We start from the raw sequence: 16,086 nt of genomic DNA, 5'->3' as shown, positions 1-16,086 counted from the left end.
ACCGCCCCGCCCCGACCGGCCCAAGGAAGGCATCCATGGCAGACGAACGCCAGCTGCGCGTGTACCTCGAACGCGTCACGCGGGAACTGCGCCGCACCCGGCGGGAGCTGGCCGCGGCCGAGGAGCGGCGCCACGAGCCGGTCGCCGTCGTCGGGATGGCCTGCCGCTACCCGGGCGGCGTCGAGACCCCCGAGGACCTGTGGCGGCTGCTCGCCGACGGCCGCGACGCCACCTCCGGCCTCCCCACCGACCGAGACTGGGGCGAGGCACCCGCCGGGGCCACCGTTCGCGGCGGATTCCTGCACGGCGCGGCCGACTTCGACCCCGCGCCGTTCCGGATGACCGACGAGGAGGCCGCGCTCTGCGACCCCCAGCAACGGCTGCTGCTGGAGACCGCCTGGGAGGCGCTGGAGCGGGCCGGCATCGACCCCACCGCGCTGCGCGACAGCCGTACCGGGGTCTACGCCGGGGTGATCTACAACGACTACGGCGGACGCGTGCGCGAGGCACCCGACGGCACCGGCGGCGCCCTCCTGGTCGGCAGCGCCCCGAGCGTCGCCTCCGGCCGGATCGCCTACACCCTCGGCCTCCAGGGCCCCGCCGTCACCGTCGACACCGCCTGCTCCTCGGCCCTGGTCGCCCTGCACACCGCCCTCCACGCGCTGCGCGCCGACGAGACGGACCTGGCGCTGGTCGGCGGCGCGTCGGTGATGGCGACGCCCGCCGCGCTCACCGCGTTCGGCGCCCAGGGCCTGCTGGCGCCGGACGGCCGCTGCAAGTCCTTCGGCGCGCGGGCGGACGGCTGGGGCGTCGCCGAGGGCGCCGGTCTGGTGGCGCTGGAGCGCCTGTCGGACGCCCGGCGCCACGGCCGCACCGTCCTCGCGGTGATCCGCGGCTCCGCCGTCGTCCAGGACGGCGCCTCCCACGGGCTGACGGCCCCCAACGGCCGCGCCCACCGGCGGATGATCCGGCAGGCGCTGGCCGCCGCCCGCGTCCCCGCGCACTCCGTCGACGCGGTGGAGGCACACGGCACCGGCACCCCGCTCGGCGACCCGATCGAGGCCCAGGCCCTGTTCGACACCTACGGCGCCGAACGCGACGCGGCACGGCCCCTGTGGCTGGGCTCCCTGAAGTCCAACATCGGCCACACCCAGGCCGCCGGCGGCATCGGCGGTCTGATCAAGATGGTCCTCGCCCTCCGCCACGAGCGGCTGCCGCGGACCCTGCACGCCGACGACCCGTCACCGCACCTCGACTGGTCCGCCGGCACCGTCCGGCTGCTCACCGAGGCCGTGCCCTGGCCCGCCGCGCCCGGCCGCCCCCGCCGCGCCGCCGTCTCCTCGTTCGGCATCAGCGGCACCAACGTCCACGTGATCCTGGAGGAGGCCCCGGCCGAGGAGCCCACCGAGGAGGCCCCGGCCGAGGGGACCGCGGCGCCCGCCGGCCGGCCCCCGTCCGGCCCGGCGCACACCCCCGCACCGCCCTGGCCGCTCTCCGCCGCCGACGAGGCGGGGCTGCGCGCCCAGGCCGCCCGCCTCGCCGCCCACCTCACCGCGCACCCCGAGGTCACCGTCCTCGACGTGGCCCGCACCCTCGCCGCCGCCCGCGCCGGACAGCCGTGCCGGGCCGCGGTCCTGGGCGCCGACCGGACGGCCCGGCTGCACGCCCTGACCGCCCTCGCCGACGGCGCCGACGCCCCCGGCCTGCTCCGCCCCGGCCACCGCGCGGGCCCGGAGCCCGACCTGGACACCGCCCTCGCCGAGGCCCACTGCCGGGGCGAACGGCCCAACTGGGACGCCGTGTTCGCCGGCACCGGGGCCCGCCCGACCGCACTGCCCACCTACGCCTTCCGGCGCCGCCGCCACTGGCTGCGCGCCGCACGCATCTGAAGGGCCGCCCCGCCATGACCACACACCCCACGCCCGCGCCGACGCACCGCACCCTCGACGCCCGGCTCGCCTTCCACGCCACCCACCGGCCCGAACACCCCGCGCTGCGCTGCGGCGACGTCGAGGTCACCTACGGACGCCTGTACGCCGAGAGCGCCCGCGGCGCCCTGGCGCTCGCCGCCTCCGGCCTCACCAAGGGCTCCCGCGTCGGCTACCTCGGCAAGGAGTCGGTGCGCTTCTACGAACTGCTCTACGCCTGCGCGGCCGCCGGTGCGGTCCTCGTCCCCGTCAACTGGCGCCTCGCGCCCACCGAGGTCGAGTACATCCTGCGCGACTCCCGCGCCGAACTCCTCTTCGTCGAGGGCGAGTTCCTGCCCACCGCCCACAAGATCCGCCCCGACCTGCCCGACCTGCGGCACCTGGTGCTCCTCGACGGCACCGACGACTCGGCCCGCACCCTCAAGGACTGGAAGGACGGCGGCCGCGGCGCCGCGGCCCCGGCCCCCGCCACCACCGACGACGCCGTCGCCCAGATGTACACCAGCGGCACCACCGGCCTGCCCAAGGGCGTCGTCCTCGCCCACCGCAGCTTCTTCGCCGTCCGCGGGCTGCTCGACGACGCCGGCCTCGACTGGATCGACTTCCGCCCCGACGACGTCAGCCTCATCGGCATCTCCGGCTCCCACATCGGCGGCCTGTGGTACGCCACCCAGGGCTTCAACGCCGGGGTCACCAACGTCGCGCTGCGCTCCTTCGGCGGCCGCGAGGTGCTCCAGCTCATCCGGGAATCCGGCGTCACCACCGCCTTCCTGGTCCCCGCCATGCTGCTGATGCTGCTGTCCGAACCCGACGCCGCGGAAGCCGACTTCGCCACCTTGCGCAAGGTCGTCTACGGCGGCTCCCCGATCTCCGAATCCCTCCTGCGGCAGTGCATCTCCGTCATGCGGTGCGACCTCGCGCAGATCTACGGCCTCACCGAGACCGGCAACACCGCCGTCTGCCTGCCGCCCGCCGACCACGTCCCCGGCAGCCCCCGCCTGCGCGCCGCCGGGCGCGCCTACCCCGGCATCGAGCTGCGGATCACCGCCCCCGACGGCAGCGTCCTGCCGCCCGGTGAGGTCGGCGAGGTCTGCATCAAGACGCCCGCCCGCATGCTGGAGTACTGGCGGCTGGCCGAGGCGACCGCCGCCACCCTCCGCGACGGCTGGCTCCACACCGGCGACGCCGGACACCTCGACGCGGACGGCTATCTCTTCATCCGGGACCGCATCAAGGAAATGATCGTCCGGGCCGGGGAGAACATCTTCCCCGCCGAGGTCGAGAACGCCCTCTGCGCCCACCCCGCCGTCCTGGACGCCGCCGTCATCGGCGTCCCCGACGACCGCTGGGGCGAGGCCGTCCACGCCTTCCTCGCCCTGCGCCCCGGCGCATCCGCCGCCCCGTACGAGATCCGCGCCTTCCTGCGCGGCCGGCTCGCCGACTTCAAGATCCCCACCCGCTACACCGTCGTCGACGCCGTCCCCCGCAACCCCAGCGGCAAGATCCTCCGCCGCACGCTGCGCGAACAGTTCTGGGCCGGCCGCGACCGCGCGGTCAACTGACCGCCCCGTCCGCCTCTCCCGCACCGCGAAGAAACGAGCAGCCATGCCCGAGCAGACCGCCCCCGCCGCCGTGCCCGGCGCCCCCGCCTTCCGGCCGTACGACGGCAAGGCCGCCCACCCCTGGGAGCAACTGGCCGCCGACCGCGCCCGCTGCCCCGTCGTCCACTCCCCGGAACTCGACTCCGTGCAGGTCACCTCGTACGAGGCGGTGAAGGAGGTGGGCCGCAACCACGAGGCGTTCTCCTGCACCTACAGCGCCGCCTGGCCGCTGGAGGAGCCGGTGCCCGAGGCGATGCAGGTCTTCACCCTCACCGACCCGCCCCGCCACACCCGCCGGCGCCGCCTCGTCATCCGCGCCCTGTCCGCCTCCCGCATCAACCGCATGCGGCCGTTCACCGAGCGCACCGTCAACGACCTCATCGACGCCGTCGCCGCACGCGGCGGCGCCTTCGACCTGATGGCCGACTTCGCCGTCCCGATGAGCGAGACCCACATCGTCGAACTCCTCGGCATCCCCGAGCAGGACCGGGAATACGTGCTGCGCACCTCGCTGCTGCCGGAGTCCACCGGCATCGTCAACAACGAGGGCCTCGCCTCCCCCGAGATGGACGCCTGGCGCGTCTACCTCCAGGAGACGGTCCGCTCCCGCCGCGCCGCCGGCCCCGCCCACGACGACCTCACCACCGCCCTGTGCTTCGCCGAGGAGAGGGGCGACCGCTTCGACGAGCAGGAGATCGGCCTGCTCATCATGGGGCTGATCGCCGGGAACTCCTCCACCGGCGCCGCCGTCGGCAACATCGTGTGCGCCCTGGAGCAGCACCCCGCCCAGAAGACGAAGTACCTCGGCGACATCGGCGGCCTGACCGGCTCCCTCGTCGAGGAGGGCCTGCGCTACGACGGCCCGATCCTCGGCCTCTACCGCCGCACCCTCAAGGAGGCGGAACTGCCCGGCGGCCACATCTCCCGGCCCGGCGAGCGGATCTACTTCTCGCTCGGCGCCGCCGGCCACGACCCGGCCGTCTTCGACCGGCCCGACGAACTCGTCATCGACCGGGACTGGACGGACCTGCCCGCCTCCATGGCGTTCGGCTACGGCGTCCACCACTGCATCGGCATGAACCTCGGCCGCCTCCAGGCCGAGGTCGCCCTGTCCACCCTCTACCGCCGCCTGCCCGGCCTGCGGCTGCGCCCCGGCTTCACCCCGGAGCAGGTCCCCGGCCCGATGTTCCGGTCCTGGACCTCCCTGGAGATGGTCCACGACGGCCCGGCCCTGCCCCGCACGGACCGGGTATGAGCGAGCCGACCGAACTGACCACCGCGGCCCGCCGGGTGAGCGTCGACCACGGCCTGTGCAGCGGCACCGGCCACTGCGCGGAGACCGTCCCGGACCTCTTCCGCGTCGCGGACCGCCGGGCGTGGCTGCGCCCGGACGCCGATCTGGACGCGGCCGACCCCGCCGACCTCGCCCGCGCCGAGGCGATCTGCCCCTGGCCGGCCGTCACCTTCGAACGACAGGACCGCTCATGAGCTACGTGCTCGACCCCGCCTGGCACGCCGAACGCGCCCGCCTGGAGAACATCTCCGCGCTCTACGACCCGGGCACCGCCGAGATCTGCGACCGCCTCGGCCTCGCCCCGGGCTGGCGCTGCCTGGACGTCGGCGCGGGGACCGGCGGGGTGGCGGAGCGGTTCGCCGAGCGCGTCGGCCCGGCGGGCGAGGTGCTGGCCGTCGACGCCGACACCCGCTTCCTGGAACCGCTCGCCGGGGGAGCGCTGAGCGTGCGGCGGATGGACGTCACGGCCGAGCCGCTGCCCGGGAACCGGTTCGACCTCGTCCACTCCCGGCTGCTGCTGGAACACCTGGCGTCCCCGGAGCCGGTGTTGCGGTCGATGGTCCGGGCGGCCCGGCCCGGCGGCTGGGTGGTGGTGGAGGACATCGACTGGACCACGGTGCGCGCCGTGGACCCGCCCTCGCCCGCCCACGACCGCGTCGTCACCGCCCTGCTCACCGCCCTCGCGGTCGGCCCCTACGACCAGAACTTCGGCCGGAAGGTGCCGCGGCTGCTGCGCGCCGCCGGGCTGCGGGACGTGCAGGTGCGCGCGGTGTCGCTGCCGCTGACCGCCGATCCGGTCGCCGGGCAGCCGGCCTGGGACCTGCTGATCGACCAGCTCGCGCCCCGGCTGCTCGCCGCCGGACTCGTCGACGAGGACGACCTCGACGCCTTCCACCGCCTCTGGCACGACGGCGACATCCTCGGCTTCGGCCCGCTGATGGTCAGCGCCTGGGGGCGCCGGGCGGAATCCGCGGACGCCTGAAACGCGGCGGCCGGCCCCGGATGCCGGGGCCGGCCGTGCCGCGCTGCCGGGCGGTCAGCGGGCCTGCCCGGTGGCCGGGGCGGCCGCCCGCTCCCGCGCCACGTGCAGCACCTGCACGGTGGCGCGGCCCACCAGCCGGTTGCGGTCGTCGAAGACCTCCGCGGACCACAGCTGCTGGGTGAAGCCGCGGTGGACGGGCACCGCGCACAGGTGCAGCGTGCCGCCGACCACCGGACGGACGTGGTGCAGCTGGGTGTCCGCGCAGACCACCGTCTCGCCCTCCCCGGTGTTGAGGGCGCCGCCCGCCGACGCCGCGCCCTCCACCAGCGCGGCCAGCACGCCGCCGTGCACCGCGCCCGTCGCGCCGTGGATGCGCGGGGACAGCGCGAGCGAGGCGAGCACCCGCCCCGCGGACACCTCCTCGTAGCGGATGCCGAGCAGGTCGTCGAGTGGATGCCGCTGGATGGGCAGCAAGGGTCTGCTCCCTTCGGGTGGGGGCGGCCGGGCGGTGCGGGCCCCGCGGCGGGCCCGCACCGGTGCTCAGATCCAGTCCGGCTGCTCCGGGGGGATCCGGCGGCCGTTGGCGATGAAGAACGACCGGATGACGTTGCCGCGCGCCAGCTGGCGGTTGCGCGGTCCGTCGAGCGCCGCGGAGAACTCCTTCACCCGGTCGCTGTAGAAGCCGCGCTTGCGGTACTTGCGGGTCTCCTCGTTGAAGATCTCCGCGATCATCTCGTCCGGCGTCCGGCCGACGAACGCGGCGAACTCGGCGACGGTGGTGAGCCGGGCCTCGCGGTCCTTCGTGTCGAGGTCCGACAGCTGTGCCGCGTAGCGCCGGACGGTGATCAGATCGTGGAAGGCAGGGTCGGTCATGGGCTTTCCTCAGCAGGCGGCGCCGCGGGGGCCGGCGCCGTCGTCGTGGTTCGGGGAGGGTGAGGGTGGTCGGGGCCGGCGGTATCGGCGGCTCCGGCGGTTCCGGCGGGGGAGTCGAGGCCGTCGAGGAGGTGCCCCATCCGGGACCGCTTCGTCCGCAGATAGCGCAGGCTCTCCCCGTGCGCCGGGGCGAGCAGCGGCACCCGGCCGGCCACCCGCACGCCGTGCCGGGCGAGTGCCGCGACCTTGTCGGGGTTGTTGGTCAGCAGCCGGACGCCGGTGATGCCCAGGTCGTGGAGGATCGCCGCGCCCGCGCCGTAGTCCCGGCCGTCGACCGGCAGCCCCAGGGCCACATTGGCGTCCACCGTGTCCAGGCCGGTGTCCTGGAGCTGGTAGGCGCGCAGCTTGGCGGCGATGCCGATGCCGCGGCCCTCGTGTCCGCGGAGGTAGACCACGGCGCCGGTGCCCTCGGCCGCGACCCGCCGCAGCGCCTCGTCGAGCTGCGCACCGCAGTCGCACCGCAGCGACCCCATGAGGTCGCCGGTGGCGCACTCGCTGTGCAGCCGCACCAGCGCGCCGGCCGCCCCGGACACCTCGCCCGCCACGAACGCCAGATGCTCCACGCCGTCCGCCGCCGCGTACGCCACGCAGCGCAGCTCGCCGTGGGCGGTCGGGATGCGGGCCTGGGCCAGGCGGCGGACCTCCGCGCGGCCGTCGGGGTGGGCCGAAGGCCGCGACGGCACCCGGGATGGGGGCGCCACCGCAGCCTCCGGCATCGGCTCGGCTCTCACTCGGGGAGACCGAACATCCCCGCCAGGGCACGCAGCTCCGCCTTGCGGTGCGGCAGCGGCGCGGCGGCCTGGATCATGCCGGCCTCGGACAGCTCGTCCACCACGTTCTGGTCGCTCTGGATGCTGTTGCCCCAGGTGCCGTCGAAGTACAGGTCCTCGAAGTCCGGACGGGGCCGCTGGCCGCCGGCCTCGGTGCCCTCGGCCGCGTAACCGACCAGCTGGATCTGGGTCGGGATGACGCTCTCGGGCATCTTCAGCAGCTCACGGATCTGCTCCCGGCGGCCGGTGACCAGACCGGTGCCCAGGCCCTCGTCCGTCGCGGCGAGCAGCGCCGAGCCGACCCCGAGACCGCACTCGAAGGAGCTGAGCCACTTCGCGAACTCGACGTCACCGGCGAGCACGTTGAAGTCCGGCGTCTTCATCACGACGCTGTCGACGAACTCCTCGGACCAGCCGTAGCTGGAGGTGAGGGCGCCCGCCTCGATCAGCTTGAGCAGCGCGGGACGCAGCGGCTCCCACCCGGCCATGTCGGTGCACCAGACGATGGCGACCGGCGCCTGGTGGGCCTGCGGCTGGTTGTAGACCGCGTCGATCAGACCGTCGCGCACCGCGTCCGGGGTCTCGCCCTTGGTGATGACGACGGCCTTGCGGACCTCCTGCGCATTGCCGTGGTGCGACTGGAGCCGCGCGGCGTGCAGGATCTTCTGGACCTTCTCCTTCTCCACCGGGCGCCAGGCCTGGTAGTAGCGGGTGGTGCGGCGCGTACCGACGGCGCGCTTGAATTCCATGGATACTCCTCATGTCGATGGATGGATATCCACCGGTGCGGGCGTCGTCAGCGCCCGCACCGGGTCAGCGACCGCGAAGCAGAGCTTTGCGGATCTTGCCTACCGAGGTGCGCGGCAGTCCGTCGACGACCTCCACACACCCCGGAACCTTGAACGGCGCCAGCCTGGCCGCACACCACTCGATCAACTCGTCCTCGGTGAAGGGGTGTTGACCGTTGAGGACGACGAAGACCTTCACCGTCTCGTCCCGGACCGGATCCGGGACGCCGACCACCGCCGACTCGAAGACCGCCGGGTGCGCGTCGACGACCCGCTCGATCTCGCTCGACGACACGTTCTCGCCCGCGCGCTTGATGACGTCCTTGCCGCGGTCCACGAAGTGCACGAACCCGTCGGAGTCCACCCGCACGTGGTCCCCGGTGCGCAGCCAGCCGCCGCCCAGCGCCTCGGCGGTGGCCTCCGGATCGCCCAGGTACCCGGCCATCAGCGTGCGCCCCGGCACGCCGCCCACCAGCAGTTCGCCGCTCCGGCCGCGCACGACGTCCCGCAGCCGCTCGTCGACCACCCGCAGCCGTGCGCCGGGCACCGGGCGGCCCATGCTCTGGTTGCGGCGCCGGCCGTGCAGCGGGTTCATCAGCGGCGGCGCGACGGTCTCCGTCATGCCGTACAGCTGGAGCAGCGGCACCCGGAACCGGTCCTCGAATTCTGCGAGTTGAGTGTCGGTGACGTTCTGCGCGAACATCACCGCCCGCAGCCGGTGCCCGGCGTCGTGCGCCGACGGCTGCTGCGCCAGGATCATCCGGATCGGCGCGGCGAACAGGCTCGCCACCGTCGCCTCCAGCCGCACCGCCTGCTCGGACCAGCGCGAGGCGCTGAACCGCGGGGTCAGTGCGATCGACGCGCCGGTGACCAGCGCGGACATCGAGGAGTAGTACTGCGCGTTGCCGTGGAACAGCGGCAGCACGATCAGCTGCCGGTCCTCCTGCCGCAGCCGCAGCTGCCGGGCCACCACCTCGCCGGAGTGCAGATACGCCGCGTGCGGGACGACGACGCCCTTGGGGCGGCTGGTGGTGCCGGAGGTGTAGAGCACGCCGAGCGGCGCGGACGGATCGTCCACCGGCTGCGCGGGGCGCGGCGGAGCCGTGGCCAGCGCCCGCTCCAGCGACTGCTCCCCGGTCACCAGCAGCTGCTCGCAGCAGGGCGAGTCGATGGCGGCGACCTGCGCGGTGGTGAGCAGTTCGGGCTGGGTCAGGCTCAGCCGGCACTCGGCGTGCGCGAGGACGTAGGAGAGCTCGTCGGCGGTGGACAGGGGGTTGGTGGGGACCATGACGGCGCCCGCCTTCGCCGCGCCGAACCAGGCGTCGAAGAACTCGGGGCGGTTGGTCAGATGGACGTGGAAGCGGCTTCCGGGTCCGACGCCCCGGCTGACCAGAAGGTCGGCCATCCGCTCGGCACGGCGGTCCATCTCGCCGTAGCTGATCGTGGTGACCGCACCGGACTCGTCCAGGAAGGAGAGGAACGGGCGGTCCGGATGGCTCCGGGCACGTCGCCGCAGGACACCGTGGACGGTGTCCTGTCCTGGGCTGCTCTGCCGTAGTGGTTGCACGCGGAACAGAGTCCGGGGCGTAGATCAGTTCCGGCGTAACGAACCATCAACTCGCTGTTAACGGACGGCTGGTGAGGTGATCGTCGGCGGCGCCGGGAACGGCGAGGAGCACCGGACGGCGGGCCGTCCGGTGCTCCGGGGGGAGGGGCGCGGGGAAGGTGTCGGGAGGGGCGGGCCCGCAGGGCGGAGTCGGGGGAACTCCCGGGCCCGCCCCTCCCCGCGCCGGCCGCCTTCAGGGAGCGGCCGGCGTGGTGGGCCCCGCGGCGGCGGCGCGGCCCGGGCGGGGGAGGAACGTCCCGGGACGCGGCCGTGAGGGTTGCCGCGAGGCGGTCAGCGGGTCAGTGGTGGACCATGCCGTGCCGCGCGGAGCCCGGCCGGGGCTCCTGGCGGCGGGGACAGCGCGCGCACCGGCACGGCGGGAACGCGGCGCTGATCGCGGGGTGCGGCGGCGCGGCGCCCAACGGCACGTCCACGTAACGGACTTCGGTGCGGGCGGAGGTCGCCGGGTCGATCCGGTACACGTTCAGCGTCATGCGGGGCACGCGGCACCTCCGGCGCGGCGCGCGGCGGCGGCCGGGGCGGTGGCGCGTTCGAGGGGCGCGGGCCGGGCGGTACGTACGAGGGCAGGGGGCATGGGGGCAGGTCCTCTCCGTCAGGCGGGGGGTGACGGCCCGGGGGAGGGTCCGGGCCGTAAGCGGGGAGGGCCGGGCGGTACTCACGAAAGGGGCGCCGGCCGACGCCGTACGGCAGAACTGCCGTGGCGACTTCCCGCCATGAAACCGCCTCCCGCCGCTCTGCGGGCACCCCCTCCTGGGTGCCCCCGGACGGGGGTAACCACCCGGGCCGCGAACGGGGTCCCGGGCGCCTCCCGCGGTACGGACGAGGCCGGGCCCGGCGTCCCGGGCGAAGCCGGGGCTCAACGGGAACTCAACTCCCCGTTAAGAAAGGGGCGGACCGCGCCAGGGGACCATACCGACCGGCGGCGGTACCGGGCAATCCCCCACGGGTTACGGCCTTTTCCGCGGTTCGATCCCGGCCGACCCTGGCATCCGGTGATCGGACCGTGACAGGATGTGCCCGGGAGCCCCGGCGGCCGACTTAACTCGCCGTTGGGGTCGTGGACAGGGCTGCGCACGGGCGGGGGACGGCACCCGCGGCCCGCCACGGAACGGTCGCACACGGGGGAAGGGCTACGGATGGCAGCGAAGGACCACAGGGAGCGGACGGAGAGCGGGAAGACCGGGGAGATGGCGGACACGGCAGCGCGGGGCGGTGCGGCGCAGGACACCGGCACCCTCGCCGACCGGCTGGGCCGCCTCTTCACGCACATGCACCCGCCCGGCGCCCCGTACACCAACGCCCATGTCGCCGAGGAGATCAGCGGCGATCCGGAGCAGTACGGCGGGGTGCGCCTGACCGAGCAGTACCTCTCCATGCTGCGCAACGGCCGCCGGTCCAACCCCTCGCCCGACGTCCTGCGCGCGCTCGCGAAGTTCTTCGGCGTCCCGGCCGGATACCTCCTGGGCGATCTGTCGCAGCCGCAGGCCGAGCGGGTGGAGGAGGAGGTCCGCTTCCTCGCCGCCATGCGCGATCAGCGGGTCCGCGCCATCGCCCTGCGCTCGGTGGGCCTGCCGCCCGACGTCCAGGAGAGCCTGACCACCATCATCGACCAGTTCCGCCGCCAGATGGACCTGCCGGGCAGAGGCGGTGGGGCCGATGGCGGTTGACCTGACCGGCACCGGCGTACCGGACCGGCTCTTCGCCACCTGGCGGCGCACGCACGACGACGGGATGACCATGCGAGTGGGGCGGATACGCAGGCGGTGCAAGCGGCTCGTCAAGGAGCTGGCGCTGCCCGCCACGGTCGATCTGCGGGGCCTGTGCGACCTCGTCGGCGCACGCGTGGGAGCCCCCGTCCACCTGGTGCCGATGAGCCTCGACGGCGCCGCCTCCGGCATGACCGCGGCCACCGACGACGCCTACTGGGTCTTCTACGAGAGCCGCACCTCGCCCTGGCACCAGGCCCACATCGTGCTGCACGAACTCGGCCACCTCCTCCTCGGCCACGACCGCGACCCCGCGCTCACCGAGGACGCGCTGCGGCTGTGGACCCCCTCCGTCGACGCGGCGACGGCGCTGCGCCGGATGGGCCTGACCCCCGGCCTCGCCCGCCACCACGGCTACGACAACCCCGCCGAACGCGAGACGGAGGTCCTGGGCACCCTCCTGATGGAGCGCCTGGCCCCGCCCACCCAGGACCCGCCGCCCCCGCCGGACGGCCGCGCCGCCGAACTCGCCGCCGCCCTCGGCCCGGCCCTCCAGCACCTCCGCAGCCCGGACACGTCCGCGCCGGACGCCGCCGACTCCGGCGCCGAAGCCTCCGGACCGGCCGGCGGCACCGGCGCCGAACCCGCCCGCGACGACGGCGGTGAGCCCCGTGCCTGATGCCTTCGACGTCCTCTACCTCTGCTTCGCCGCCGTCGCCTGGACCATCGTCGGCTACAAGACCACCGCCTGGCTCCGCGACCGCGCCAACGCCGACCTGGGCCTGGCCTGCGTGATGACCGGCGCCGTCGCCACCGTCTTCCTCTTCTCCGCCCCCAGCCTCTACCGCGCCTTCGACCGCCTGCTGGGCGTCGCCAACCTCGCGATGGTCTTTCTCTACTCCGCCGTCATGGTCTTCGCCGTCGGCGCGCAGGTGATGCTGGCCCGCTGGGCGGCGGGCGAGGGCGACGCGGCCCGCCGCCGCGCCCGCACCCGGGCCCGCGCCACCGTCGCCGCCGTCGCGGTGCTGTGGGCGGTCGCCGTCACCGGCTTCGCCGTCGGCCGCCCCGACGCCGTCGAGCACCCCCGCGACTTCAGCACCGCCTACACCGACGCCCCCGGCGTGATGGTCTTCCTCGGCCTCTACCTGGCGATCTTCGGCGCCAGCCTGGCGGCCCTGGGCACGCTCTGCCTGCGCTACGCCGCCACCCTCGGCGCCTCCTGGCTCACCCGCGGCCTGCGGGTGATGTCCGCCGGCTGCCACCTCGGCCTGGTCTACTGCGCCGCCAAACTCCTCGGCTTCGCCCTCTCCTGGGCCGGCCGCCCCGCACCCTGGCTCTCCAACGGCGTGGCCCCGCTCAGCGCCTCGGTCGCCGCCCTCCTCGTCCTCACCGGTTTCGCCCTCCCCGCCGCCGGCCCCCGGGTGACGGCCTGGCGCCGCCTGCGCCGCCTCACCCCGCTGTGGCGGCAGGTCACCGAGCAGAACCCGGAGGTCACGATGGAGCGCGAGGCATGGCCCGGGCGCTGGCCCTTCGCCGACCTGGAGTGGCGGGCCAACCGCCGGATGGCCGAGATCCGGGACGTACAGCGCTCCCTGCGCCGCCACGTCGAGTCCGACACCCTCGACATCGCCGGGGAACGCGCCCGCGCCGTGGTGGCGGACGAACGCCAGCGCGCGGCCGTCGCCGAGGCCGCCGCGCTCCGCCGCGGCCTGGAGAACCGCGCGGTGGGCCATGTGCCCCCGCACGCCGCCGACACCGTCGTCGTCGGCCACGGCGCCGCGGACGGCCGGCTCGCCGCCGAGTACGAGCATCTGGCCCTGGTCGCCGACGTCTACCACTCGCCGCTGATCGACACCGTGCTCACGGAGCTGCGCCAACGCAGCGCGGCGGCCCGCCGCTGACGGCGGCACACCGACGGGGTGGCCCGGTACGGGGGTCCGGGCCGCCCGCACCACCTCCGCCGCGGGCGGCGTCCGACCCGGTCCAAAACCGGGACCGGCGCCGCCCGCGACCGGGGGACCGAACCGCTCCTCCGCCATCGGCACACCCGCCAACTGCCCGTTGCCGGCGCTCCCTTGGGTGCGTACACCCTTTCGGATGTCAGGCCCGGCAAAAGTCTTGCCGCCCGCACGGGGCCGGGCTGTACTGATCCCCGACGGTGCCCGGCGCACCGTTCCGGCCACCGGCCGTCGGTGCCCAGACACCGGCCCGCGGGTGCCCGCCACCGACGCGATGACCACGGGGGTCCCTGATGCCGACACGCTCCGAAAAATCCACCGGACCCGGCGGACCGGCCGCCGCTCCGACGCCCGGGCGGCCGTGATGGCCGAGCCGAGCAAGCAGAGCAAGCAGGGCAAGCCGTTCAAGCCGATCAAGTCGTTCAGGCCGGGGAAGACACCGGCGAAGGACGCCCCGCCGCAGCAGGTCGTGGTGGCGGAGAACAAGGGCGTCCTCGTGGTCGGCGACCACAACAACGTCGTCTACCACCAGGACGCCTACGCCGTCACGCCCGGCTTCGCCGAACTCCCGCTCCGCCCGGCCCTCCCGCTCTCCGACGGACCGCCTCCGCCGCTCTTCGGCCGCGACGAGCTGGTGACACAGGTCCTCACCGACCTCGCCGACAAGGGCGCCGTACAGCTCCACGGCGAGCCGGGCACCGGCCGGAAGGCCGTCGCCGAGGCGGTGCACGCCGCCCTCACCGCCCGCGGCAGGCGCGGCCACATCCTGCGCCCGCTCACCGGCACGGACACCACGCTGGACTCCGTCGAACGCCGGCTGGCCGGGGCGTTCTTCGGGAAGAACTACCTGCGGGAGGTGGACGAGACACAGCTGCGCCCCGCCGTCGCCGCGGCCACCGACGTCCACATCACCCTCATCGACTGCCCGCTCGACGGCCCCGACCTGGCCCGGCTGCGCCACACCTTCCCCGGCTGCACCTTCCTGCTCACCTCCCGTTACCCGACGCTGCAGCCGCCCTCCGGCGTCCACCACGTCCAGCCGCTCTTCCCGGATGCCGCCAAGGAACTGCTCGCCGCCGAGCTGGGGCTGCCACTCGGCCCGGTCGGCCTGCAGAACCTCCAGTTCGACCACGTCTGCCGGATGGCCGAGGGGCGCCCCCAGCGCATCCTCCAGTACGCCGCGTTCATCAAGGGATCGGACGCCTGGCGGGCCCGGATCACCGAGGAGCCCCACGACCGGCCGCCCCTCGTCGACCCGGAACGGCTCACGCCGCTCCACCAGGCCGAGGCGCTGGCGGTCGCGCTGAGCGAACCGGCCCGCCGGGTCCTGGTCGCCCTGGAGACCTTCGGGACGCCGCTGCCCGCCGCCTGGTTCGCCCCCGTCACCGGCAGCCCCCAGGACGCCAACACCGGGCGGGAGCTGCGCGACCGTCGGCTGGTGGTCCGCTACGGCGACACCTACCACCTCACCGCCGACGCCGCCGCAGCCGTCCGCCACCAGCAGTGGCCGCCCGCCGACGCGGCCGTCGCCGCGAAGGGGCTGATGGCGGCGTTCGAGGCCGGGGTGGACGGCCCGCCGCCCCCGGACGCCCACCTCTACGTGGCCGTCGCGCAGGGGCTGCGGGACGCCGAGAAGTGGGCTCTGACCGTCCGCTTCGTCCAGGCCGCCGTACCGAGGGTGCTGGCCGCGGGCCGGGGGCGGATCGCCCTCCAGCTCTACGCGCTGGGCAAGGCCGCCGCCACCCGCGGCGGCAGGGCGCAGGACATCGAGCACTACACCCGCGCGGAGAAGCTGACCCGCAATCTCCTGGAGGGCGACAAGGCCGCCGCGGCCGCCGCGCTGCTGGTCCTCGCCCCGACCGCGGGCCAGCTCGCCGTCGCGGAGGGCGGCAAACTCGCCGGATATCTCGGCAAGCTCACCGCCACCCTCTCCACCAAGGCCGGTGCCACGGTCGCCGCGGTGAGCGTCGCCGCGGCCGCCGCCACCGGCGTGGCCGTGGTGGCGAACAGCACCCCCGCGGGGTGCGACGCGGCGCAGGCGGCCGTCACACCCGGCAACCGCCATGGTTCCGTCCGCACCTCCGACGACCTCGTCGCCAGTTACCGGACGACCGCGACGGATCTGGACGCCGCGGCCGCCGAGGCCACCGACGCGACGATCGCCTCGGCGATACGCGGCCGGGCGGAAAAGCTGCGGAGCCTGGCCGATGCCCAGCAACGCGACGGCGACGGCCTCGGCCCCGACGTCCACCCCGACGTCCGGGCCGCCCTCCTCAGCGCGAAGGAGCTTCAGGAGAACATCCATTCCCTGCAAGCGGTGATGAAGGTCTGCCCCGAGGAATGACCCACAGCCGGGCACGGCGGCACCCGCACTCCGCCGCCGTGCCCGCACGCCTCGGCACGCCCGCGACGCGCGCCCCTCGCCCGGACCACGGTCGGCCAACGTCCGCCTCCCGACGGGCCGGTTCGTGCCCGCCCATCCACACGGATGTCACCAAC

General features: G+C 74.8%; 15 protein-coding genes. 9 read left to right on the top strand and 6 right to left on the bottom strand.

Annotation, left to right across the window (positions count from 1 at the left end; genetic code table 11):
• Positions 1-35 precede the first annotated feature (35 nt).
• From ABT345_RS09970 to ABT345_RS09950, 5 genes are read left to right on the top strand one after another with little or no spacing between them, the layout of a single operon-like run.
• A complete protein-coding gene (locus ABT345_RS09970) occupies positions 36-1,889 on the top strand; it encodes a beta-ketoacyl synthase N-terminal-like domain-containing protein (protein WP_345088023.1) in 1,854 nt (617 codons plus the stop codon).
• A gap of 14 nt (positions 1,890-1,903) precedes the next feature.
• On the top strand, positions 1,904-3,490 hold the full coding sequence (locus ABT345_RS09965; RefSeq protein WP_345088020.1) for a long-chain-fatty-acid--CoA ligase: 1,587 nt from the start codon (positions 1,904-1,906) through the stop codon (positions 3,488-3,490).
• A gap of 43 nt (positions 3,491-3,533) precedes the next feature.
• Entirely contained in the window at positions 3,534-4,784 is a 1,251-nt protein-coding gene (locus ABT345_RS09960) for a cytochrome P450 (RefSeq protein ID WP_345088018.1), read from the top strand.
• Complete coding sequence (locus ABT345_RS09955; protein WP_345088016.1) at positions 4,781-5,017, top strand: ferredoxin; 237 nt, start codon at positions 4,781-4,783, stop codon at positions 5,015-5,017. The genes ABT345_RS09960 and ABT345_RS09955 overlap by 4 nt, the downstream gene beginning before the upstream one ends.
• On the top strand, positions 5,014-5,805 hold the full coding sequence (locus tag ABT345_RS09950) for a methyltransferase domain-containing protein (protein ID WP_345088014.1): 792 nt from the start codon (positions 5,014-5,016) through the stop codon (positions 5,803-5,805). Before ABT345_RS09955 ends, ABT345_RS09950 begins: the two co-directional genes overlap by 4 nt.
• A gap of 54 nt (positions 5,806-5,859) precedes the next feature.
• On the opposite strand, the gene ABT345_RS09945 is transcribed toward ABT345_RS09950, so the two are convergent.
• From ABT345_RS09945 to ABT345_RS09920, 6 genes are all read right to left on the bottom strand, one after another.
• Positions 5,860-6,279 (bottom strand): PaaI family thioesterase, encoded by a 420-nt coding sequence (locus tag ABT345_RS09945; RefSeq protein WP_345088012.1) that lies wholly within the window; start codon positions 6,277-6,279, stop codon positions 5,860-5,862.
• Between the two features lie 66 nt (positions 6,280-6,345).
• Positions 6,346-6,678 (bottom strand): hypothetical protein, encoded by a 333-nt coding sequence (locus ABT345_RS09940; RefSeq protein ID WP_345088010.1) that lies wholly within the window; start codon positions 6,676-6,678, stop codon positions 6,346-6,348.
• Positions 6,675-7,439, bottom strand: coding sequence for a GTP cyclohydrolase II (gene ribA, locus ABT345_RS09935; RefSeq protein ID WP_386458961.1), 765 nt, complete (start codon positions 7,437-7,439; stop codon positions 6,675-6,677). Before ribA ends, ABT345_RS09940 begins: the two co-directional genes overlap by 4 nt.
• A 26-nt stretch (positions 7,440-7,465) precedes the next feature.
• Positions 7,466-8,257, bottom strand: a complete 792-nt coding sequence (locus ABT345_RS09930; protein WP_345088008.1) for a nitroreductase family protein — start codon at positions 8,255-8,257, stop codon at positions 7,466-7,468.
• Positions 8,258-8,321: 64 nt separating this feature from the next.
• Positions 8,322-9,863: an AMP-binding protein gene (locus tag ABT345_RS09925; protein WP_345088006.1), complete on the bottom strand. Its 1,542-nt coding sequence runs from the start codon at positions 9,861-9,863 to the stop codon at positions 8,322-8,324.
• A 338-nt stretch (positions 9,864-10,201) separates the two neighbouring features.
• On the bottom strand, positions 10,202-10,396 hold the full coding sequence (locus ABT345_RS09920; RefSeq protein ID WP_345088004.1) for a hypothetical protein: 195 nt from the start codon (positions 10,394-10,396) through the stop codon (positions 10,202-10,204).
• Positions 10,397-11,110: 714 nt separating this feature from the next.
• Here ABT345_RS09920 and ABT345_RS09915 point away from each other — a divergent pair.
• From ABT345_RS09915 to ABT345_RS09900, 4 genes are all read left to right on the top strand, one after another.
• Positions 11,111-11,590 carry a helix-turn-helix domain-containing protein gene (locus tag ABT345_RS09915; protein ID WP_345088167.1) on the top strand — a complete coding sequence of 160 codons (480 nt, stop codon included), beginning with the start codon at positions 11,111-11,113 and terminating at the stop codon, positions 11,588-11,590.
• The gene (locus tag ABT345_RS09910; RefSeq protein ID WP_345088002.1) at positions 11,580-12,308 is read left to right on the top strand and encodes a hypothetical protein; all 729 of its coding nucleotides are present in this window, start codon (positions 11,580-11,582) and stop codon (positions 12,306-12,308) included. The genes ABT345_RS09915 and ABT345_RS09910 overlap by 11 nt, the downstream gene beginning before the upstream one ends.
• Positions 12,301-13,530, top strand: coding sequence for an MAB_1171c family putative transporter (locus ABT345_RS09905; protein WP_386458957.1), 1,230 nt, complete (start codon positions 12,301-12,303; stop codon positions 13,528-13,530). Before ABT345_RS09910 ends, ABT345_RS09905 begins: the two co-directional genes overlap by 8 nt.
• A gap of 421 nt (positions 13,531-13,951) precedes the next feature.
• Positions 13,952-15,931: an amino acid adenylation domain-containing protein gene (locus tag ABT345_RS09900; RefSeq protein WP_345087998.1), complete on the top strand. Its 1,980-nt coding sequence runs from the start codon at positions 13,952-13,954 to the stop codon at positions 15,929-15,931.
• Positions 15,932-16,086 lie beyond the last annotated feature (155 nt).

Origin of the sequence: Streptomyces sp. NPDC000404, assembly GCF_040300365.1 — a bacterium.
GTDB classification, from domain to species: Bacteria; Actinomycetota; Actinomycetes; order Streptomycetales; family Streptomycetaceae; genus Streptomyces; species Streptomyces ramulosus.
This window is presented reverse-complemented; position numbering and strand designations above follow the sequence as displayed.